The sequence below is a fragment of the Pseudomonas sp. LFS074 genome, from assembly GCF_047978165.1.
Lineage (GTDB): Bacteria > Pseudomonadota > Gammaproteobacteria > Pseudomonadales > Pseudomonadaceae > Aquipseudomonas > Aquipseudomonas putida_P.
In genome coordinates this window covers 2,883,251-2,903,616 of the sequence record NZ_JBFPFV010000001.1, presented here as the reverse complement: position 1 = coordinate 2,903,616, position 20,366 = coordinate 2,883,251, and the positions used below count along the sequence as shown (strand labels likewise).

The 20,366-nt window shown below is 57.1% G+C and carries 19 protein-coding genes; 3 read left to right on the top strand and 16 right to left on the bottom strand.

The window, feature by feature from the left end; genetic code table 11:
- Positions 1-20 precede the first annotated feature (20 nt).
- The 12 genes from ACNQP3_RS13230 to ACNQP3_RS13175 form a co-directional block, all read right to left on the bottom strand.
- Entirely contained in the window at positions 21-431 is a 411-nt protein-coding gene (locus ACNQP3_RS13230) for a hypothetical protein (protein WP_264317152.1), read from the bottom strand.
- Positions 432-449: 18 nt separating this feature from the next.
- A complete protein-coding gene (locus ACNQP3_RS13225) occupies positions 450-1,436 on the bottom strand; it encodes a hypothetical protein (RefSeq protein WP_264317151.1) in 987 nt (328 codons plus the stop codon).
- A gap of 15 nt (positions 1,437-1,451) precedes the next feature.
- Positions 1,452-2,150 (bottom strand): hypothetical protein, encoded by a 699-nt coding sequence (locus ACNQP3_RS13220; RefSeq protein ID WP_264317150.1) that lies wholly within the window; start codon positions 2,148-2,150, stop codon positions 1,452-1,454.
- Positions 2,125-3,039: a TniB family NTP-binding protein gene (locus tag ACNQP3_RS13215; protein ID WP_264317149.1), complete on the bottom strand. Its 915-nt coding sequence runs from the start codon at positions 3,037-3,039 to the stop codon at positions 2,125-2,127. Before ACNQP3_RS13215 ends, ACNQP3_RS13220 begins: the two co-directional genes overlap by 26 nt.
- Entirely contained in the window at positions 3,036-4,829 is a 1,794-nt protein-coding gene (locus tag ACNQP3_RS13210; protein WP_264317148.1) for a transposase family protein, read from the bottom strand. The genes ACNQP3_RS13215 and ACNQP3_RS13210 overlap by 4 nt, the downstream gene beginning before the upstream one ends.
- 1,384 nt (positions 4,830-6,213) lie before the next feature.
- Complete coding sequence (locus ACNQP3_RS13205) at positions 6,214-7,761, bottom strand: HAL/PAL/TAL family ammonia-lyase (protein WP_060492434.1); 1,548 nt, start codon at positions 7,759-7,761, stop codon at positions 6,214-6,216.
- A gap of 91 nt (positions 7,762-7,852) precedes the next feature.
- Complete coding sequence (locus ACNQP3_RS13200) at positions 7,853-8,623, bottom strand: ABC transporter ATP-binding protein (protein ID WP_264317147.1); 771 nt, start codon at positions 8,621-8,623, stop codon at positions 7,853-7,855.
- 5 nt (positions 8,624-8,628) lie between these two features.
- On the bottom strand, positions 8,629-9,366 hold the full coding sequence (locus tag ACNQP3_RS13195; protein WP_264317146.1) for an ABC transporter permease: 738 nt from the start codon (positions 9,364-9,366) through the stop codon (positions 8,629-8,631).
- 12 nt (positions 9,367-9,378) lie between these two features.
- The gene (locus tag ACNQP3_RS13190; protein ID WP_060492467.1) at positions 9,379-10,032 is read right to left on the bottom strand and encodes an ABC transporter permease; all 654 of its coding nucleotides are present in this window, start codon (positions 10,030-10,032) and stop codon (positions 9,379-9,381) included.
- A 151-nt stretch (positions 10,033-10,183) separates the two neighbouring features.
- Entirely contained in the window at positions 10,184-11,035 is an 852-nt protein-coding gene (locus ACNQP3_RS13185) for a transporter substrate-binding domain-containing protein (protein ID WP_060492437.1), read from the bottom strand.
- A gap of 123 nt (positions 11,036-11,158) precedes the next feature.
- Positions 11,159-12,268 carry an FAD-binding oxidoreductase gene (locus ACNQP3_RS13180; RefSeq protein ID WP_264317145.1) on the bottom strand — a complete coding sequence of 370 codons (1,110 nt, stop codon included), beginning with the start codon at positions 12,266-12,268 and terminating at the stop codon, positions 11,159-11,161.
- Positions 12,261-13,325: an aromatic ring-hydroxylating dioxygenase subunit alpha gene (locus ACNQP3_RS13175; protein WP_264317144.1), complete on the bottom strand. Its 1,065-nt coding sequence runs from the start codon at positions 13,323-13,325 to the stop codon at positions 12,261-12,263. Before ACNQP3_RS13175 ends, ACNQP3_RS13180 begins: the two co-directional genes overlap by 8 nt.
- A gap of 154 nt (positions 13,326-13,479) precedes the next feature.
- Between ACNQP3_RS13175 and ACNQP3_RS13170 the strand changes: the two genes are divergently transcribed.
- Positions 13,480-14,424 (top strand): LysR substrate-binding domain-containing protein, encoded by a 945-nt coding sequence (locus ACNQP3_RS13170; RefSeq protein WP_060492440.1) that lies wholly within the window; start codon positions 13,480-13,482, stop codon positions 14,422-14,424.
- A gap of 69 nt (positions 14,425-14,493) precedes the next feature.
- On the opposite strand, the gene ACNQP3_RS13165 is transcribed toward ACNQP3_RS13170, so the two are convergent.
- Positions 14,494-15,399: a LysR family transcriptional regulator gene (locus ACNQP3_RS13165; protein ID WP_264317143.1), complete on the bottom strand. Its 906-nt coding sequence runs from the start codon at positions 15,397-15,399 to the stop codon at positions 14,494-14,496.
- 158 nt (positions 15,400-15,557) lie between these two features.
- On the opposite strand from ACNQP3_RS13165, the gene ACNQP3_RS13160 reads away from it, so the two are divergent.
- Together ACNQP3_RS13160 and ACNQP3_RS13155 are read left to right on the top strand one after the other, a co-directional pair.
- On the top strand, positions 15,558-16,667 hold the full coding sequence (locus ACNQP3_RS13160) for an S-(hydroxymethyl)glutathione dehydrogenase/class III alcohol dehydrogenase (RefSeq protein WP_264317142.1): 1,110 nt from the start codon (positions 15,558-15,560) through the stop codon (positions 16,665-16,667).
- A 43-nt stretch (positions 16,668-16,710) separates the two neighbouring features.
- Complete coding sequence (locus ACNQP3_RS13155; protein ID WP_060492443.1) at positions 16,711-17,109, top strand: VOC family protein; 399 nt, start codon at positions 16,711-16,713, stop codon at positions 17,107-17,109.
- Between the two features lie 619 nt (positions 17,110-17,728).
- On the opposite strand, the gene ACNQP3_RS13150 is transcribed toward ACNQP3_RS13155, so the two are convergent.
- The 3 genes from ACNQP3_RS13150 to proX form a co-directional block, all read right to left on the bottom strand.
- Positions 17,729-18,760, bottom strand: coding sequence for an aldo/keto reductase (locus tag ACNQP3_RS13150; RefSeq protein ID WP_060492444.1), 1,032 nt, complete (start codon positions 18,758-18,760; stop codon positions 17,729-17,731).
- Between the two features lie 97 nt (positions 18,761-18,857).
- Positions 18,858-19,229 (bottom strand): carboxymuconolactone decarboxylase family protein, encoded by a 372-nt coding sequence (locus tag ACNQP3_RS13145; RefSeq protein WP_060492445.1) that lies wholly within the window; start codon positions 19,227-19,229, stop codon positions 18,858-18,860.
- Positions 19,230-19,290: 61 nt separating this feature from the next.
- The gene (gene proX / locus ACNQP3_RS13140; RefSeq protein WP_264317141.1) at positions 19,291-20,304 is read right to left on the bottom strand and encodes a glycine betaine/L-proline ABC transporter substrate-binding protein ProX; all 1,014 of its coding nucleotides are present in this window, start codon (positions 20,302-20,304) and stop codon (positions 19,291-19,293) included.
- Positions 20,305-20,366 lie beyond the last annotated feature (62 nt).

The following is a 20,366-nucleotide window of genomic DNA, read 5'->3' as shown; positions in this document are numbered from 1 at the left end:
AGCCGAAACCTGACAAGTTTCTACATGAGATATCGATTGTAACGAGCCAAAGCTTTGTTCATCAGCGAATCAAAGGCAGGTCTTGCAATGTAGCGCACTACGGCCTGGCTTCCATAAACTGAAGCTGGGTAGTCGTAGAAGAGATCCATGAACGCGTCGACCACATCAGCGGTCTGCTGCGTTTCAGTTAGACCATGAGCATTGATCCACACAAGCTTGGTTACACATGAGGATAACGGCCCGGACAGCATGAGCCGCAGAGTGCCTACCTTGTTCCTAAGTCGGTCATTCGCATGAAACCAGGCGAGTATTTTCCTCGACGGAAATAAAACGAACATCCCTACATCCGCTTTCGGCCCAAAAACTGCGCCATCTTGGGTGACGGCAAAGGGCATGGAGAACCGAACCTGTGTCACGAACTGCAGCAGCATATTTCCTCCGGATGATACCTATCGATCCCTGCCACCAAACGCTTCAATAAATTCTGCCAGGTAAGGACTGTAAATTTTGGTTGAGAGCTGTGTCAGTTGGACGAAGAGCTGCCTTCCATGCTCTGGAGTAAAGACGTTGGCAGACAGACCTAGCCCGGCTGCGCTATCAAAAAAGTAATAACGCCGATCAAATGACTGAAGATAGTGCTCCGCTTCTAGCCGCTCACGCTCTTCCAAAACATCCAAGATCAGGCCAGTCAACAGCACTGCCAATTGCCTACGCACTACCGAACCAATTAATGGCCCCAAGTGAAAATTATATCGAAAAAGCTGAGCATCAGTCCCAACCGATTGCTTAGGAAACAAAGAGGCAATTATGCCAAACCGGGGATAAAGAAATATCCTCATTAAAGTCTGAATTAAACGCCATTCAGCATCATCCCCGCCCCACGATGCATTAATCTCAATACTGGACATAAAAGCCTGCAATGTCAGCAATGCGCTAGCCAGCTTGGGGGTCAGAGTAGAGTGGGGAAAAGCCACCGCACTTGGCTGTGCATGATAAGATGAAAAGATTTTCACTGCCATATTAAGCTTGTAGCCTTGTTTTCCAGGTGTGTCGAGCAACGGCGCTACGTGTATAGGACAAACAGTTTGAACTACTGAACACCACTCAGTGAGCATTGTGGGGAGTTTGAATGATCGAATGTGATCACAGAAGCATTCGTAGCAGAATGCACCACGATAAAAACGTGGTATAAGCCAAGAACTTTTCGGTGCAAAAACAGAAAGGTCAGAGCCTGTCATTCCAAGCCGTGCAAGCGCGCGACTGCTGAATCCGCTTGGCAAATAAAAGTCAGGATCGAAATCAGAATACTGCATAGAAGACTGATAGATCTCCAATAGATTATTAATGGGCCAGTCCGCAACAGTGGGAAGAGCTCCTTGGCGGTACAACCAGGATGTGAAGAGCTCATTCGAAACTGGATGGATGACATCATTCATTTTACATATACCCCGTTATTCCCACTTGCGCTTCAAAAGAGGATGACAAAGATACTGCATAGTTAAAGCGAGATTTCCCTCGGTGACTTCATACAGTTGCTTTATCTTAGGGCTCGACACATCGGGCAATCCAAGCGAGGCAGTGACGCCTTGAAAGTGATCAATGTACTGAGCTAAGCTTGAAAAGCTACGCAAATAATATTCATCACGCTTCTGGGGGGCCTCGATATCTTTGTGACGGATACTACGATCGCGATCCCATCTGGACAATGTCTGAGAAATGATCAAGCTTATACCCGGCAAAGTTGAAGCAATTTTGCTCAGATGCCCTATGGTCATTTTTCTCATTGGGATAGTTACAGCAAAATCATCGACATCTTCAATAAGGACTCCGACGATCGACTGCAGCGTTATTAGAGGAGATACAAAGGCTGGAATCGGTGCCCGGTGTGAGATACCCTCAGCTCCCAGCCCCAAATGATAGTAAAACGCCTCAAGCATGTTGCGACCACTTATCGCCGGCCTTGATGTGATCGGGATAAATGCTGCGCCCACAGAGTTCGCGACATTCTCCATCAATGTCGAAAGGCCTGCTCCTGGCTCGGCGTTTATTATTATTATGGTTGGCTCACACAGCGCCAACCGATCTGAGACCAGATCGTAAATTTCTTGCTGGCATGGAGTTAGCTTACTGTTGACTAGACAATTCTGCATTACGGTCACTCTTAGGAACATGGACGTTAAATCCGTATCGCATAGCTATGTCATGCAAACGAGGGAATTGCTCCAGCGTAATGCGCTCGACTCCCGAGTCAATTGCATCCATGGCGAGACATTTCATTATCTTGACAACGTTATCCATGATGCCGTACGACTCGGTATGGATTAGCGTTCTAATCTCAGCGTCTGAGAGGTCGGATTTGAGTTTAAGCGGAAGATGTGCCTCATAGGTTGCAATAAAATTAACGAAGTCTTGACCCATCTCCCAGTCCTTGATAGCAAACTGCACAAATCGTCGATCAATGATACGATCCAGCATGAGGACGCTACACGCCTCAGTATTTCCAAACGCAATTACGCATAATTTTAGAGTGCCCGACAAGTTACGCATCAGTGAAAGAAGCGTGCGTTTCTGAGCGTACGGTTGTAGAAGCGCATCATTTAGTTCATCAATGACGATGGCACAAATATTGTTCGCTTTAATGTACTTGAAAATAAGCTCTTCTTTGTCAGCAGTGCTACGGCGGCCGACCTCAATGCCAAACGCTTCCAAGATACGATCGTGTAGCTTGAAGCGATTAGTGTTCTCGGTCAGTTCGACAAATACCATTTTCCTGTCAGAGTTTGCGCTGAGAAATTTCAGCCGATGCCACGCAGCTGATTTCCCATCCCCACCCGCACCGTGTATAAAGATGCAAGACGTTTGAATTTGATTGCGGGTGTATGACATGTGGTTAATACACTCAAACATCAGGGCGAATTTTGGTGTGTCGATCCAAAAATCATGCCTGCAGATCTCAATACGCTCAGTCGCAGAGAGCTGAAGATTATGGCGAAATTCTGGTAACACGTGTTCGTATGATGAGAATGTGTCCATGATCATTTTTTGAACCTATCAATTATCAGTGTAGGCTGCAAAATCTCCGGCGCATCTCGACTACTTTCAATGATACGCGGCGGGCCAATTACTGGTTGGACTGCTGGGTGAGTAGGTAGCCGCTCCGTTTTCGCAGTGATATCTTTGGGTGGCCTTGGCTTTTTATTTGATTGAGTCTCAACCTCTACTGCTAGTTCGCGCTGCCTTTTTTGGGCCGCCAAAGCATACTCATCATCAATCAGCCCTCCAGGCGCGCTATGACCGACGTGTCGGGCACTAGACAAGGCTTTATGGCTGCTATAAGACTCCCAGTTGTTGGACAGGCGACTCTTGGTATATGTGCACGGGACATGTAGAAACCTCCCAGGAACCATAACCCAGATAGAATCTAGGTCATAAGGCTGAAACCTTATCTCCACATTTCTTGCACCAATATACGGGTCAAGCTCGATACTATAATATCTTCTGCCCTCAAAATTTATCCCATATGGTTGAATCGTGTGGTTGTAGGATGGCGCCAAAAAATCAAGCTCAAAGCGCTTCTTTTGATCCGGCCTAATTACCCTCTCATGATCTAGCAGCCCTTGTGAATCATAATGAAACCACGCCTGGCGCGGAGTGCTTTGCAAGCCTTCATGCACCGTTCCATGGTAAAGGATCGCTTGATCTAGCAAGTGCTTCCCACATTGAATTATGTCGTACTTAGCATCTTTTTCCGGAGTTAACCCCGCTCGCTGAATCACATTGCTACCTGTGGTTCCGGGAAGGAAGTGCACTTCCCCCATGAACGTTCCTACTACGCGCTCGATCAACCCGCCGTACCACTTTTTGTCGACTGGACGATGATCCCAATCCATCCCCCATCTGCTACATGTTGCAATGAATCGAGAACTCGTGAACTCAGCAGCGTTATCCGTATATATCAAAAAGGGGATGCCGTAAAATGGATATTCTTTGGGATCGATTCCATAGAGCCCTAAGAAATCAGACTTATCCTGGACTGCAAAGGCTAGCGCGCTTGCTACAGTTATTAAACCCGGGGGACGAAAGCTCAGGTACATCCCAAGTATCACCCTCGTTAGGGCACACATGATCATTGTCAACCAAGGACGCCCTACCAAAACATTACGATCAAATTCATCGACCAAAAGCATGTCAACCATGGTGTGATCCATCTGCACTTGCTGAAGTACACGCTCCATGATCTTTTTTTTGGGCTTCGGCTTGTATTTATTATCGCCCGCCTCCTTGCCATACTTCCTGTAATACTTTTCTTTTTCCGGCTTTGCAGCCACAAATTTCCTGCATTGATACTTGCTAGGCGGCAACTCATCTTCGGGCACCAGTCCTTGTGCTCCCTTCCAAACTTTCGCTGATGACGCACTTGGCCCCTTATAATTCTCCTGAAACGAAAGCTCGAGAGCGCTGAACTGGCCCTGCGTTAGTTTATGACTACCCGGCTTTGTTCCGCGCTTCTTTCTCGTTAGGTCGAGATAGCTATTAGACTCTAGAAAGGATTTATAGAGATTGTAGAATTGACTCTTTTTGACACCCAAAAGCTCCATAGCTTTAGCTTGACCTATTAATCCCTCCCGCAGCTGCTTGAATATTGCATTGCGTTGCCATGCAAGTTTCAGCTCTTTATCACTCACATCGAGAGCTTCATACGGGGCAGCGGATTGAGTAACAGTGGGGTTGGCGGGCTTCCAAGGCCGTGGGATTTTCAGGGGTGGAACCTTAGTCCGTACCGGTTTGGAAGTATGGATCATTACGGCCGTGCGAATTTCTTTGCTCATCCTGATCGTCACTTGTCATGTCGAACTGAATGCAGGAGTCATCTGATGCACTCCTGACTCCTACATGCGTATTGATGACACTATTGGCTTGCCTCACTGAAATGGTAAAGCGGCGTTGTAAGACTGTTATTCCGGCCTGTACCAGAAACGCTTACATGAAACAATAGCTATCGCTTGGAGAAGATTTGGACTCGCCCCATCTAAACTTCTTCAACCGTACGCAGCACAGAGCTCACCATGAACGTGCAACTTAACCATTCATGCCTGGCATTAGCTCAATAGATGAGACCCTGAAGCTCTATAGTAAAAGCCTGGGTGTGAGTTGATGCTGACTGACAGTAGCCCAACGCACCGATGATCGCAACAGGATTTTCAAACCAAACTATCGCCAACAAATTGACAGTTCGAATAACAATTAAATTGATGAAAAATTCAGATAATATATTCTTCTAATTTCCCACATTTTTTTGACAACCAGAACAACAGCTTACGACAAAGAAAACTACTTAGCCGTAAATTGATTTTTGCAATAAATAGATAACTCGAAGAGTTATTGCACTTTATTTCTGATATATCCATTACATGAATCTGACATTTATGTTCTATACATCTGACCTCTCGCGTGCTCAGAATAAGACTCACGCTGCTGTTGCAATGGCTAGATCTTGTTCCGAAGCTGAAAGTACCTTGCCTGCACGCATTCTGGGCCTGGGGGCTTACCTCCCGAGCCTCGTTGGACAGAGCCACCACGATTCTAATAGGGTACTAAGAAAACGAGCCCGTTGAGTTCGGCGTCGGGATGAGGCTTGAGGGCTGACAGGGTCAGAGGTTAGGATTTGCCGATGTTGCTCTAGAGCCTGCCGGCATTCTGATATCGCTCTTGCAGTAACTACGGTGCAGTAGATGCTAGCCCAAAGCTCGAGCGCTCTAGGACGCGAAATGTTCAAACCGTTACACAGCGCTTAACAACGACTGATGCCAGCGAAGCTTCAGCAAGGCTGTCGACGTTTGAGGGTCACCTGAAATTGAATCGCCCTTGGTCTTGAAGTGAGCATCGGATATCGATTCCGGTTGTCGTACAACCGCTCAGATCTATACCTTAAAATACAGTCTTTAACTGGAAAAATGACTGGGATTCCAGTACTTAATTGGAAGATAGAAATCTGTTTTCCAACTAAAGAGTGCCGCGAATGTATTGACCTTTAAAATCAATGACCTATGTTACTCCGATTAACCGGTGACCGTCACACTATCTCTGATAGAAACGCCCTTGCCCACCCCAAGCGGGCTTCCTTCTTGGAGCCACGTCGACTTCGCCACACGTGATTTGATCGTTTAACAAACTCCTGAGCCGGCCCGGTATATCCACCGGGCCGGTACGCAATCACTGATTGGCAAGCACGCGATCAATGACTACGAGCACTTCGCCCCCGCGTAGTTGCTCAGTCACCGCAACGATATCGGCGTAGAACGCGCGGTCTTCATTGGCCACTGGCACGCGACTGCGCACCAGTTCATAGAGCGCACGCGTGGCACTGGAGGCCTTGCCCACCTCATGAAAGTCCAGGGCCTGGCAGCCGACCAGGATCTCGATGGCTAGCACCGACTCCAGCTTGCGCGACACTTGGTACGCCTTTATGGCTGCGTTGAAGGCAAAGCTCACCGGGTCTTCTTGGTTGCCACAAGTGGAGACACTGTCGATGGTGGATGGGTGGGACAGCACCTTCATCTCCCCCACCAGCCCGGCGGCGGTGTATTGGATGATCATGTAGCCATTGTTGAGGCCGGGATTGCGCACCAGGAAGGCGGGCATTTCGCTGAAATGCGAGTTGACCATACGGTCGGTACGCCGCTCGGAGATCTTCGCCAGGTTGGTCATTGCGTTGCACAGCGTGTCCGCCGCCATGCCGATGTAGGAACCATCGAAGTTCGCCCCGGAGATGGCGATACCGTCATCGTCGCTGAGCGGGTAGATCACCGGGTTGTCGCCCGAGGAGCCGATCTCGTTGTCGATGCAGGCCTGGGCGTAGGCGATGAACTGCTTGGAGGCACCATGCACCTGGGGGATGGCGCGCAGGCTGTAGGTGTCTTGCAGGCGGTAGTCGATGTTCTCCTCGATCAGCTGGCTGTCACCCAGCAACTGCTTGATATAGCGAGCGGTCTGCGCCTGGGCGACATGGGCCTTGACCGAGTGGTAGCGCGGGTCGAAGGCCCGAATGGTGCCCTTGAGTACCTGCAGGGAAATGGCCGCGGCCACGTCCGCCGCCTGGGCCGCCTGGTTGGCGTTGTACTGCGCCAGGGTGGCGATGGCAGTGACCGAGGTCGTACCGTTGAGCATCGCCAGGCCTTCCTTGCACTGCAGTGTGATCGGTTGCATGCCCACTTGGCGCAATGCAGTCGCACCGTCCACCCATTCACCACCGGCAACGCTGGCCTTGCCTTCGCCGATCAGTACCAGCGCGAGATGGCCTTCAGGGCCGAGGTAACCGACCGAGCCCTCACTGGGGGCAAACGGCATCACATCGTTGTTGAGCAGCCCGGCAATCTGCTCCAGCAGCGCCATGCGTACACCCGAAAACCCCTTGCCCAAGCTGACCAGAATCATCAACTGCACGGCACGGACCTGTTCGCGGTTCAGCGGCTCGCCCACTGACACCGCGTGGGAGCGCACGATATTCACCTGCAGTGTTTGCGCGTCCTCAGGCGAAATCACATGCCGGACGTTGTCGCCAAAACCTGTAGTCACGCCATAGACCAAGCGGTTTTCGTCGAGGAAGCGTTCAATCAGCTGACGCGAACGTGAAACGCGGGCACGGTAGGCATCGGAGAAACTCACTTTCGCACCATAACGGGCGACCGCGATGAACGCTTCGAGGGAGGGTTTGGCATCGTCCAGTACTACGCTGGCGATATCTTGGGGTTGCATGCGCATGGCTGTGCTCTCTCTGCTCATTGGCTTTTTCAGGGTGTAGAACGCCTGCCCCGTTCCAGAACAGGCGAAAAAACGCGTTGTTTTCGGGGTGTCAGGCGTGGCTGAGGATGAACCGGCTGAAACGTTCGCAGTGCTGCTCGTTGAACATCTCCTGCGGCGTGCCCTGAGCCTCGATCAGCCCCTGGTTCATGAACACCACACGGTTGGAAACGCTGCGGGCAAAGCCCATTTCATGGGTGACCACCAGCATGGTCCTGCCCTCCTCGGCCAGCGAACGCATCACCTTCAGCACCTCGCCAACCAGCTCCGGGTCGAGCGCCGAGGTCGGCTCGTCGAACAGGATGACCCGCGGGCGCATCGCCAGGGTGCGGGCGATGGCCACACGCTGTTGCTGGCCACCGGACAGGAACGCCGGGTAGTGGTCGCGCTTGTCGGCCATGCCCACTTTTTCCAGTAACGCCTCGGCTTCATCGATGCACTCGGCGCGCGGACGCTTCTGTACATGCACCGGGCCTTCAATGACGTTCTGCAGCACCGTCATGTGCGACCACAGGCCGAAGCTCTGGAACACCATGCCCAGCTCCGGGCGCATGCGATCGACCTGGCGCCGGTTGGCGGGGACCAGCACCTGGTGGCGACCACGCTTGAACACCACCTGCTCGCCGGCAACACGGATCTCGCCGGCATCGGGGACTTCCAGCAGGTTGATGCAGCGCAGGAAAGTGCTCTTGCCCGAGCCGCTGGCGCCGAGTATCGACACCACGTCACCCTCGTGGGCGTCCAGCGAGATGCCCTTGAGCACCTCCAGGTTGCCGAAGGATTTGCGGATGTGTTTTACCTGCAGCACTGGATCTGTAGTCATGCCACTTATCCTCTACGTACGCTGAGTGCGTACTTTTTTGTTGTTTGACACGCGGTGACGGGCTGCCGGGGCGACAACCAGTGTTCGACCCACGCCAGGATGCGAACGATCAGGAAGTTCAGAACCAGGTAGATCAGCGCGGCACACAGGAACACCTCGAGCGTGCGGTAGGTTTCGGCGATGATCCGCTGCGCCACGCCGGACACTTCGTAGACGGTGACCAGGCTTGCCAGCGAGGTCGCCTTCATCATCAGAATGATCTCCGTCGAATAAGCCGGCAGGCAGCTGCGCAGGGCGATAGGGATGATGATCCGTCGCGCCAGCAACCAGCCCGACATGCCCGCAGCCCGCCCCGCTTCGATTTGCTGCGGCGGCACGGCCAGCAAACCGCCACGGAAAATTTCCGCCATGTAGCCTGCCGTACACAGCGCCAGGGCAATCACCGCGCAACTGAGCGGCTCGCGCAGCACCGGCCAGAGCAGGCTCTGGCGCACCTCGGGAAACTGGCTCAGCCCGTAGTAGAGCAGGAACATCTGGATCAGCAGCGGCGAGCCGCGGAACAGGAAGATGTAGCCGCGCGCCAGGTGACGCAGCGCAGCGACCTCGCACACCCGCATCCACACCACCAGCAAGGCCAGCAGCGTGCCGATGGCGACCGATGCGGCGAACAGCAGCAGCGTTGTCGGCAGCGCCCGCAACAGTTGCACCAGGGTGTCAGCAATGAAAGCGATATCTACAGACATGGTTGGCCCCCTTCAGCTGCGACGAAAAGTTCTGCCCACACGCAGTTCAGCGCGGGAGAAAACCAGGTTGGAAATGCCCGTCAACACCAGGTAGAGCGCGCAGCCAGTGATGAAGAACAACACGAACTGCCCGGTGGAGGCGGCGGCCACGCGGCTGGCGCGCATCAGTTCCACCAACCCCGTGACAGAAATCAGCGCCGAATCCTTCAGGGTGATCTGCCAGACGCCGCCGATGCCCGGCAAGGCGAAACGCAGGATCTGTGGCGCAATGATCCGGCGAAAGCGCAGCATCAGCGGCATGCCGATCGCCTTGGCCGCTTCCAGCTCGCTGCGCGACACCGCCTGGAACGCCCCGCGATACACTTCGGCCTGATAGGCGCCAGACACCACCCCGACCGCCAGCGCCCCCACCAGGAACGCCGGCATGCTGATAAAGCCCTCGGCACCGAACAGCCCGCCCACGCTGCTCACCAACGCCGAGCCGCCATAGAAAAACAGGTAGATCACCAACAGCTCCGGGATCCCCCGGAACACTGTGGTGTAGCCATCGCCCAGCCTCCGCAGCAGCCCGCTGGGGTGCAGCTTGGCGGCAGCGACGAGTGCACCCAGCACAGCACCGACCAGCAACGCCGCCAACGTCACCAGTACCGTCATGAGCGCGGCCATGAGCAACACACTGCCCCAGCCCTTTGCGCTAAAACCAATCAACTCGATCACCGTAGTCCACCTATAACCGTGTCAGAGAACCGCCGGCCCGCGCTGATGCGCGAGCGGCCTGTCGGTGCCTGGCGCCACTGGGGCGCCAGACGGACCGGGGTCATTGGGTGGGCGGCGTGAAGTCGTGCTTGAACCATTTGCGGCTGAGCTCGCTGATCGTGCCGTCGGCGATCAGCGAATCGATCGCAGCGTCGAGCTTGGCCTTGAGCTCCGGCTCGCCTGGACGTATACCGAAGGCCTCCCCTTCGCCCCAGATCGGCCCATTGATAGCCGGGCCGACCAGTACCAGCCCACTGTCGGCGCCGCGCTGCATTTCCCCGGAAAGGAAGCCGAGGTCTTCGAACACCACGTCGACACGGCCGTTCTTCAGGTCCATCAGCGGCTCGGGCGGGGTCTTGTATTCACGGATGGTCGCCACCTGGCCAAACTGGTCGCGGATGAACTTGCTGTATACGGTGCCGGAGACGATCCCGATCAGCTTGCCCTTGAGGCGTTTGCGCAGGTCATCCACCGCAGGCGTATCCAGCTCAGGGTTACCGCGCAAGTGCAAGGTACCGCTGCCCAGGTCGACAGCGCTGGACTGCAGCGCAATGAACGTGGCCGGGGCCTTGGTGTAAGGGCGGGAGAAGTCGATCACCTTGCGCCGCTCCGGGCTGATCGCCAGGGCGTCCATCACCACATCGAACTTGCCAGCCTTGAGCCCCGGGATCAGGCCATCCCAATCCTGGGCAACGATCGTGCAGCGGGCTTTCATGCGCTCGCACAAGACCTTGGCCATCTCCGGTTCGAAGCCATCGAAAGAGCCGTCTGGCAAGGTGCGGTTCCAGGGTTCATAAACGCCCTCCGTGGCGATCTGTATGTGGTTCCACTCCTTGGCGTGGGTGTTCAGCGAGAAACTGGCAAGCAACATCATCAGCGAGCAGGCGGCGAATCGAGTTTTTTTGTTGTTCATCTTTAATTCTCCGATGCGAAGCACGGTAAGGGGCACGCGAGGCAAGGCAAGTCTGGAGGTGGGCATCAGTGGATAGGCATCAGGCCTCTGGCGGGTTCATCATTGTCCGCGTGGTGCGGGCCTCTATTGATCGATCAGCGCCAACACCACCGGCGAGGTCGGCCGTGCGCAACACAACAACACCTGGCCAGGCTCAGGCGGCATCAACGGCGCCTCGCTGTACTCGACACTGCCGCTAAGCAGCGGGGTCAGGCAGCTGTTGCACAGCCCGGCGCGACAACTGAAGGGCGGCGCGAACCCGGCCTGCTCGGCACAGTCGAGCAGCGAGGGGCAGGCGGCATCCCAGGTCACGGACTGCCCCGACGGCTCGAAGCGCACGGTCAGGTCACCGGCGGGCGCAGGCTCCGGCGGCGCCACAGGGGGAGCAGCCGGGGCTTCGTCTTCATCGAGGATCGTGGCCGGGCCAAAGAACTCATAACGAATGCGCGCCCTGTCGATCCCCAGGCCACGCAGCAGCCGCCAGTTCGCCTGCATGAACGGGCGCGGGCCACACAGGTAGGCGTCGTAGTCATCGAGGGGCAGTAATGTCTGCAGGGTTTCCCGACTGACCAGCCCGCTGCTGTGATGGTGCGCACGTTTCAAGTCGTCATCGGTCGGCATCCGGTAGCAGAAGTGCACCACGATCCCAGCGCGCCTGGCGGCCACCGCCAACACCTCGTCGCGCAGGGCATGCACGGCGCCGTTCTCGCAGGCATGGATGAAGTACACCGGCCGCGTGGTACCAGCCAGACGATGCAGCATGCTCACCATGGGGGTCAGGCCCACCCCGCCGCTGAACAACAGCACAGGCCGCTCGCTGCTTTCGTCCAGTACGAACGTACCGGACGGGCCAGCGATTTCCAGTTGCTCGCCCACTTCCACTGCTTGATGCAAGAAGCTCGACCCCACGCCGGCCGGCAGGCCGGGCGAATGTGCCGGCGGCAATTCGTGCTTCACCGAGATGCGCAGTTGCGAGGGATCGCCCGGGTCGCCCGACAGGCTGTAGGCGCGCAGCACCTGTGGTCCTTCGGCCTGTGGTATGCGAACTACGATGAACTGCCCCGGGCGAAATGCCACCCGGCCCTGGTGCACGGCAGGTTCGAGTACGAACGAGGTTATCGACACGCTTTCTCGCACCTTCCTGGTCACCTGGAAGCGCGCAAAGCCCTTCACGGCGGGAATGGTGTCAAGCATGGGCTTTGACCTCGCGGGTATCGATCAGCTTGGCGGCGCCTGTCTGTTCTTCGCGGATCATGCGCTCCATGGCGCGACGAAAACGCAGCGGGCCTGAGTCGATGGCCAGGTCGATGTTGGCGGTCTGGCGGTTTTTCATGCCAGCATGCACAGCGGCGAGGATCACCCGGTCCTCCTCAAAAGCCCGGCGCACGTCAGCAGCGAACTGACGCGAGACGCTCTCACTGTCGGCATCGAAGTTACGCAACTGGAACCAGTAGTAACGGGTACGGTTTTCATCGACCGGCGTCATGAAGTTGTAGGAGTCCATCAAGAACGCTTTATCGTGCGCAGGTACAGCATCGCCGCCGTAGCCGGCCGGGGTATGGACCCCCTTGATGATCGCGTGCGCCGGGTAACGCACCTCGTAGTACTGCAAGCGATCGCAACGCCCCTGGAACTTCAGGTACTGCTGGTAGAACGGCGCAACGTCGATGTCGTACAGCCACCGCGACACAACTACGCCATCGTCCTTCTCCACGGTTTCCAGCGGCTGCGATTCGCAGGCCGAGGTGCCAAAGGTGCTCTGGTGCACCCAGGCGACATGAGAGGGGTCGAGCAGGTTGTCGGTCATGTACAGGTAATTGCAGTCGATTGTCATCGAATCGCCGCGGTTCAACCCCCAGTTCGGGTCATCCCACTCGGCAATGTTTAGAAGCTTGGCCGGGTCGGCCAGCGCCGGATCACCCATCCACAGCCATACCAGGCCATAGCGCTCCTCTACCGGGTAACTGCGCACCTTCGCCGTCTGAGGAATACGCGACACGCAAGCGGCCTTCACGCAGGCGCCAGCACTGTCAAACGTCAGCCCGTGGTAGCCACACTCGACCACATCACCCTGCAGGCGCCCCATCGACAACGGCAGCTTACGGTGCGGGCAAGCATCCTCCAGGGCAACGACGGCGCCGTCCGCCTTGCGATACAGCACGATGGCTTCGCCAAGGAGGATGGTCGGATGCAAGGCCTGCTTCACTTCGGTGTCCCAGGCGGCGGCGTACCAGGCGTTTCTCAAGAACATGGCGTGTAGCTCCTCTTGTTGTTATGCGAAGCGTCGCTTCTTGAGAAAAAGCCTATGCCCGGGGCGAACAAAAGAATAGATGTGCTTTTCTGTTGATTGCTTAAGTATTTCTAAACTAAAAATACACACCTTCCCTCCCCTACGAGGCGCACTCATGAGCCACCTGCCACCGTTACGCGCACTGGAAGTTTTCGAAGCCGTCGGCCTGTGCGGCGGCATCACCCAGGCCGCCAAGCGCCTGGGCATTTCCGCCGGTGCGGTCAGCCAGCAAATGAAGCTGCTGGAAGAAGCCGTGGGCCTTAGCCTTACCGCCAAGGAGGGCCAGCGCCTGCGCCTGAACGCAGCCGGCCAGCGTTTTCATGAAGGGTGCAGCCAGGCCTTCGAACGCCTGCGGGCGGCCTACGCGGAGCTGGAGCGCGGCAAGAACGCCAATAACCTCTACATCAGTGCCCTGCCCTCACTGCTGTCCAAGTGGCTGGCACCATTGGTGGCCGACTGGCAGCTGGAGCATCCACAACTGAGCGTCTACCTCGACGGCACCCACACCGAGCCTTCGGAGGCGCAAGCCAACGGCGTGGACTTTCGTCTCAGTTACGGAGAAGGCATTCACGATGACCAACACACCATCGAGCTGTTTCGTGATTGCGTGGTACCTGCCTGCAGCCCGGCGATGTTGGCGGGTACGGTGGAGCCACGCGAACTGCTGGCCCACCCACTGATCACCATCGACTGGCGACCGAAGTTCGACTCACCGCCGTCCTGGGAGCAGTGGTTTGCCGATGCCGGTGTCGGCGAGGTCATCATCCGCAACTACCGGATCTACTCCCTCTCCGCCATGGCAATTCAGGCGGCGATCGAGGAACAAGGCATCGTCCTGGCGCAGTATTCGATGATCCGCAGGGACCTGGATAGCGGCCGCCTGGTCATCCCGTGCATGCGTGCGTTGCCCATGCCGGCGGCGTATTACGTGACGTGGAACCAGAACAGCTTCCACCGTAGCCAGTGCCGGGCCTTTCAGCGGTGGTTGATAAATCAGGGTCGGGATCAGCAGGAAATGACGAATCAACTGCTAGGCGCTGAGAATGAGCCATCTTCTTAGAACGGCGCATATTCTGGCCTGTTTCTCTGTTTTCAAACGAAATTCAATTGCCGATGGACAAGCTGTGTGTCAGCGCAAAGCTGGCAGCCCCCCAACGGCGGCCAAGATTTCATCAAATACCACTCGAACCCTTCCCGGAACGGGGCCACGCTGAGGGCGATAGACGTACAACCCCCATGCCGGTGGCTCTTCGTCTTGCAACACCTGCACGAGTTTCCCGCTGGCAATGTAGGGGGCCGCCATGTAGTCCGCCAGTTGGGCGAAAGCGACCCCGGCCAGTGCGGCGCCTATTTCCATGTCGGCATTGTCGGCAATAAGCGTGGGCGCTGCGGGTATCCACTGCTGCCCCGCTTTGAAGTGCCAAGGCCACGGGCGTCCGGTATTGGTGTCCAGGGCTGCGGCGATGGGCAGGCCAACCAGCGCATCGATATCGCCAGGTGCGCCCACTTTCTCGATAAGGCGTGGAGCAGCAACGATGGGCAGCCTCATGTCGCCTGCTCTGCGTGCGATGAAGCGGCTATCGCGCATGAACCCGACCCTGACGCCAACGTCGATCCCGTCGTCAACCGTATTGCTGATGCGGTCGGACAAGCGCACATCCAAGGTGATCCTGGGATGACGCCCCGCAATACGCTCCAACGCCGGTAGAACTGCTCTGGTACCCAGGCTGTGCGGTGCGGTGATGCGCACCGTGCCCGACAGAGCATCCTGCTCGTCGGCCACAGGCGGTCGCCACAGATCCTCGAACCGCTCCAGCACAGGGCGCACCTGTTCCAGCAAGCCTTCGGCATAGGCGGTAATGCGGACCTGTCGCGTGCTCCGATGGAACAGCACCTCGCCGTAGTGCCTCTCCAGCTGCTGAATGGCTCGCGTGACGCCTTGAGGGGAGGTCCCCAGACGCACGGCTGCGTCGCGAAAACTGCTGCTTTCGGCCGCCACCCGAAATATGCGCAGCAGTTCGATATCTTTCGTCATTGCTCACGCCTCATGGCCAGGTTCGTCATATGCCAATTATTCCAAATATAGGAATTATAAAATCGCGACAATTCCATATACAACATCCCTGCCGTTTCCCAAACTGACAACACAGTGGAATGCTCCGCTCCTGAACCAGTTAGCAAGGAAACAACATCATGAAATCACGTGCCGCAGTCGCCTTCGGGCCTGGAAAGCCGCTTGAAATCGTTGAGATTGACGTCGAGCCGCCACGCAAAGGCGAAGTGCTCGTCAGGATCACCAATACTGGCGTTTGCCATACCGACGCCTTCACCCTGTCGGGCGACGACCCCGAAGGTCTGTTCCCGGCCGTACTGGGCCACGAAGGGGCGGGTATCGTGGTGGAGGTGGGTGAAGGTGTGACCAGCGTAAAACCTGGCGATCACGTCATTCCGCTGTACACCGCCGAATGCGGCGAATGCCTGTTCTGCAAGTCCGGCAAAACCAACCTGTGTGTTGCGGTTCGCGCCACCCAGGGCAAGGGGTTGATGCCCGATGGTACGACCCGTTTCTCGTACAACGGCCAGCCGCTTTACCACTACATGGGCTGCTCGACCTTCAGCGAATACACGGTGGTTGCCGAAGTCTCGCTGGCCAAGATAAACCCGAATGCCAATCCCGAGCATGTCTGCTTGCTGGGTTGCGGTGTGACTACCGGCATCGGTGCCGTTCACAACACGGCCAAAGTGCAGCCGGGCGACTCAGTGGCGATCTTCGGCCTCGGCGGCATCGGTCTCGCTGCGATTCAGGGTGCACGCCAGGCCAAGGCGGGTCGCATCATCGCCATCGACACCAATCCGGCGAAGTTCGAACTGGCTCGTACCTTCGGCGCCACCGAATGCCTTAACCCGAAGGACTTCGACAAGCCGATCCACGAGGTGCTCATCGAGATGACCGGCTGGGGTGTCGATCACACCTTCGAGTGCATCGGTAACGTCAACGTGATGCGTTCGGCCCTGGAAGCTGCCCACCGTGGTTGGGGCCAATCGATCGTCATCGGCGTGGCCGGTGCCGGCAAGGAAATCTCTACCCGTCCGTTCCAGCTGGTTACCGGCCGGACCTGGAAGGGCTCGGCTTTCGGCGGCGTCAAGGGTCGTACCCAACTCCCGGGCATGGTGGAAGACGCCATGAAAGGCGAGATCGATCTCGCCCCGTTCGTCACCCACACCATGGGCCTCGACGACATCAACAAGGCCTTCGACCTGATGCACGAAGGCAAGTCGATTCGCACGGTGATCCACTACTGATCGCCCACAAACCACTCAACACCAACCATCAAGGAAATCAATCATGTCCAATCCTGTCATCTCCGGCGACGGCATCTTCTCGCACGTCTTTATCGGTGCCGCCGATGTTCAGAAATCGGCCGCATTCTACGACGCCGCGCTGGGTGCCCTCGGCATCAACAACCTCGGCCCTTTCGGCAATGGGTGGGTGCTTTTCGGTCGCGAAAAGCCGGCTTTCATCATCGCCCGCCCGGGCAATGGTGAAGCGCCCTCCAGCAATGGCGTGACGATTGGCTTTGCGGCCGCCACTCCCGCCGAAGTGGACGCTTTCCACGTCGCCGGCCTTGCCGCAGGCGGCACCGACGAGGGGCAACCTGGCGCACGGGGTCACCTGCCGGGTGCCTATGCGGCCTACCTGCGCGATCCGGCCGGCAACAAGGTCTGTTCGTACACCTTCGTCTGAAAGCAACAAGGCTGAGGACGATATGAAAGGGTCAGCACAAGCCGCTGTACAGCGACGGTGCCAGCTCATGAAGAACAGCCCGCAGCCATGTGCGAAACGCATGGCTGCGGGCATAAGCCTTGAAGTGTGTTTTCGACCAATCAGAGATGAGGATCAAATGGCGATGGATTCGTTGCCCCAGGCCCGATCATATCCGGCATCCCTTTGAAACTTCTGCTAGTGCCTCATTAACGTCACCTCCACGAGCAACGCAATAAGGCACCTACACGCGCGCAGATACCAGCCAAAATCAGGACGTTGATTGATTTTCTAGTCCAGAAACGAGAGCTTCTATGCTGACGGTGCAAAATCTAATTGCAATTGATTCACTGAAACTGCAGGTTGTCGCCGGCATGGCAGGGAATGGGCATTGGGTGTCTCCTTTTATTATTGTTCAACGCTTGAACAGGAGACTAAGACGCCTTTGCGGTACTGGAAATCGTTAAATATTCAGGTTTCCGAGCCTGGTTTTGTACAAATGTATGACCCCAAATGCACCGACTTTGAAGCACGTTGGCGCTGCTTTGCCATGCTTGCCCGCAATGGTGTGGTCAAGACCAACGACACCGGTCTGACAGCATTACTCGAAGGCTAGGCTGCATTGATCGGCTGACCTGAATCGCCCCTCGACCGGATAGCTAGGGTCGGTGTAATACGGCGTGGAGCAATGCCCCGGCGGCACCAGGCTGTCGACAAAGCACTCGTCCTGCTCCTCGATACGCACCTGCAATGCCTTCAGGTAACCGTGCCACTGCGCTTCGGTGCGCGGCCCAGCGATGACCGAACTGACGCAGCGGTTATTGAGGACCCAGGCCAAGGCAAAGGCCGCACTGCTGATGCCGCGCGAGGCGGCGTGGGCAGCAACGGACTGGGCGATGTGCAGGGATTCGCGCCGCCATTCGGTTTGCCGGATGCGCTGGTCGCCACGCCCTGCCCGGCTGTCCGGCGGTGGCGGGCCTTCTGGGGCGTACTTGCCGGTCAGTACGCCCCGCGCCAGCGGGCTGTAGGGCACAACGCCCAAACCGTAGTGATAGGCGGCAGGCAATTGTTCGACCTCGACGGTACGGTTGACCAGGTTGTATAGCGGCTGGCTGGCCACCGGCCGGTCCAGGCCCATCTCGTCGGCCAAACGCACTACCTCGGCAATGTACCAGCCGCGCAAGTTCGACACTGCGAAATAACGCACCTTTCCCTGACGGATCAGGTCGCCAACGGCGCGCACGCCCTCTGCCAGGGTCACACCGGGAACGGCACGGTGGAAGTAGAGGATATCGAGGTAGTCGGTGCCAAGGCGCTTGAGGCTCGCTTCGACGACCTGGTTGATCCATTTGCGCGACTGGCCCTGGCGGTTCGGGGCAGTGTCTACGGGTGAGCCGAACTTGCTGGCCAGCACCCAGTCGTCGCGCTGGGAGGCGATGCCCCGGCCGACGATACGCTCGGCGGCACCACCGGTGTAAACGTCGGCGGTGTCGATGAAGTTGACACCCTGAGCATGAGCGTGGGCAATGATGCGCTGGGCGGTCGGTTCGTCGGTGGCACCACCAAACATCATGGTGCCCAGGCACAAAGGGGAAACCTTCAGAGCACTGCGGCCCAAGTAGCGGTAGTCCATGAATATCACCGTGGGAAGGGTTGCAAGTATGCTGGCAGCGGCTGTGTCACGGGGCACGCTCGCATTGGCGCTGATGCGAGAGCCCCGTGCCAGGTGATCAATCCTGCTGGAACACCTCACGGGCACAGCGGAAGCTGTCCACCGCCGCCGGCACCCCGGCGTAGATCGCCGCCTGCAGGAACACCTCGCGGATTTCCGCCTTGCTCACGCCATTGTTCAGCGCGCCACGAATGTGCAATTTGAGCTCGTGAGGCCGGTTGAGCGCGGTCATGAACGCCAGGTTGAGCAGGCTGCGGGTGCGCCGGTCCAGGTCTGGTCGGTTCCATACATCGCCCCAGCAGTACTGCGACACCAGTTCCTGCATCGGCATGCCGAACTCATCGGCGTTGGCCAGCGCGGCGTCCACGTAGGCGTCGCCGAGTACTTCACGTCGGGTCTGCAGCCCGCGTTCAAACAGTTCCTGATTCATGCAAGGTTCTCCGTTTCGATTCTGCCTAAGCGCCGGGGCGCCAGCCGCCCCGGCGTGACTGTCACTTGGCCGCGGCCACCCACTGATCGAACTGTGCCTGGTTGGCACCTATCCACTGGTCGGCGAGCTTGCGGATCATTTCCGGCGAGCCGCCCTCCTTGCCTATCGCCGCCTCCCACTGCGACCACACGGCAGTGGGGAAATGCACCTGCTGCATCAGTTGCCTGATCGCCGGGTTGTCCGCGAGGAACTGCTTGTTCGCAACCGTGTGGTAGTTCCATGAGCCCATGGCCATGCGGCACGGGTTGGCGTCGCCGGCGCAGCCCTCGACGTCCTTGACCAGCGCCGAGCCGTCGTTGGGAATGTCCGCTGGCAACGCATCCTTGGGCGTAGGCAGCCACAGCACGTCGCGGCCTGGCACCAGCGCATTGGTCACCCAGGACGGGCTCCAGGCGTAGAAGAACACTGGCTTGCTGCCCTTGACCTTGGTCACCACGTCGGCCATCAGCGCCTCGTACTTGCCACGCACCTGCCGCACCGTGCCGGTCAGTTCGAAGGCCTTCATCTGATAATCGATCACCTTGCCACAGCTCCACGCTGGGTCGCAGCTGGTCAACTCGGCCTTGCCGCCGGCGCCGAACAGCGCGGCGATCTTCGGATCTTTCAACTGTTCCAAGGTGGTGATGTTGTTGGCCAGTGCGGTCTTCTTGTCTATCAGATAGCCATTGATGCCACCGCCAATGATCATCCCCTCCCCGACCAGCTCAGCGTCCTTCGCCACGGCGCGAAAGCCGGGTTCGCGCTGTGGCAGGGTGATATCGGTGCCGATGTCCATGTCGTGTTGGGCCACGGCGGGGAAGAACAAGGTATTGTCCAGGGTGACCAGCTTGACCTTGTATCCCAGCGCCTTGAAGGCGTCGGAGACAATCTGCGCCACTACATAATTCCCCCCCAGGCTACTGTCCTGGGCATAGCGGATGGTCCGGCCATCACCGGGCAACCCTTCGGCCCGGGCGGTGCCTGTCAGGGCCAGAAGTACGGCGGCACAGGCGAGCGTCTTGTGGAACATGTTCATCGTTGTCTACCTTCTTCTTATGCTCGTTATCGGGTTGTGACACACACGCAAACGCATCAAGC

What these genes read in the sequence shown, in the direction of transcription:
- ACNQP3_RS13230 (WP_264317152.1), bottom strand. Translation starts at nt 431, where the DNA reads ATGCTGCTGCAGTTCGTGACACAGGTTCGGTTCTCCATGCCCTTTGCC.
- ACNQP3_RS13225 (WP_264317151.1), bottom strand. Translation starts at nt 1,436, where the DNA reads ATGAATGATGTCATCCATCCAGTTTCGAATGAGCTCTTCACATCCTGG.
- ACNQP3_RS13220 (WP_264317150.1), bottom strand. Translation starts at nt 2,150, where the DNA reads ATGCAGAATTGTCTAGTCAACAGTAAGCTAACTCCATGCCAGCAAGAA.
- ACNQP3_RS13215 (WP_264317149.1), bottom strand. Translation starts at nt 3,039, where the DNA reads ATGATCATGGACACATTCTCATCATACGAACACGTGTTACCAGAATTT.
- ACNQP3_RS13210 (WP_264317148.1), bottom strand. Translation starts at nt 4,829, where the DNA reads ATGAGCAAAGAAATTCGCACGGCCGTAATGATCCATACTTCCAAACCG.
- ACNQP3_RS13205 (WP_060492434.1), bottom strand. Translation starts at nt 7,761, where the DNA reads ATGCGCATGCAACCCCAAGATATCGCCAGCGTAGTACTGGACGATGCC.
- ACNQP3_RS13200 (WP_264317147.1), bottom strand. Translation starts at nt 8,623, where the DNA reads ATGACTACAGATCCAGTGCTGCAGGTAAAACACATCCGCAAATCCTTC.
- ACNQP3_RS13195 (WP_264317146.1), bottom strand. Translation starts at nt 9,366, where the DNA reads ATGTCTGTAGATATCGCTTTCATTGCTGACACCCTGGTGCAACTGTTG.
- ACNQP3_RS13190 (WP_060492467.1), bottom strand. Translation starts at nt 10,032, where the DNA reads ATGGCCGCGCTCATGACGGTACTGGTGACGTTGGCGGCGTTGCTGGTC.
- ACNQP3_RS13185 (WP_060492437.1), bottom strand. Translation starts at nt 11,035, where the DNA reads ATGAACAACAAAAAAACTCGATTCGCCGCCTGCTCGCTGATGATGTTG.
- ACNQP3_RS13180 (WP_264317145.1), bottom strand. Translation starts at nt 12,268, where the DNA reads ATGCTTGACACCATTCCCGCCGTGAAGGGCTTTGCGCGCTTCCAGGTG.
- ACNQP3_RS13175 (WP_264317144.1), bottom strand. Translation starts at nt 13,325, where the DNA reads ATGTTCTTGAGAAACGCCTGGTACGCCGCCGCCTGGGACACCGAAGTG.
- ACNQP3_RS13170 (WP_060492440.1), top strand. Translation starts at nt 13,480, where the DNA reads ATGAGCCACCTGCCACCGTTACGCGCACTGGAAGTTTTCGAAGCCGTC.
- ACNQP3_RS13165 (WP_264317143.1), bottom strand. Translation starts at nt 15,399, where the DNA reads ATGACGAAAGATATCGAACTGCTGCGCATATTTCGGGTGGCGGCCGAA.
- ACNQP3_RS13160 (WP_264317142.1), top strand. Translation starts at nt 15,558, where the DNA reads ATGAAATCACGTGCCGCAGTCGCCTTCGGGCCTGGAAAGCCGCTTGAA.
- ACNQP3_RS13155 (WP_060492443.1), top strand. Translation starts at nt 16,711, where the DNA reads ATGTCCAATCCTGTCATCTCCGGCGACGGCATCTTCTCGCACGTCTTT.
- ACNQP3_RS13150 (WP_060492444.1), bottom strand. Translation starts at nt 18,760, where the DNA reads ATGGACTACCGCTACTTGGGCCGCAGTGCTCTGAAGGTTTCCCCTTTG.
- ACNQP3_RS13145 (WP_060492445.1), bottom strand. Translation starts at nt 19,229, where the DNA reads ATGAATCAGGAACTGTTTGAACGCGGGCTGCAGACCCGACGTGAAGTA.
- proX (WP_264317141.1), bottom strand. Translation starts at nt 20,304, where the DNA reads ATGAACATGTTCCACAAGACGCTCGCCTGTGCCGCCGTACTTCTGGCC.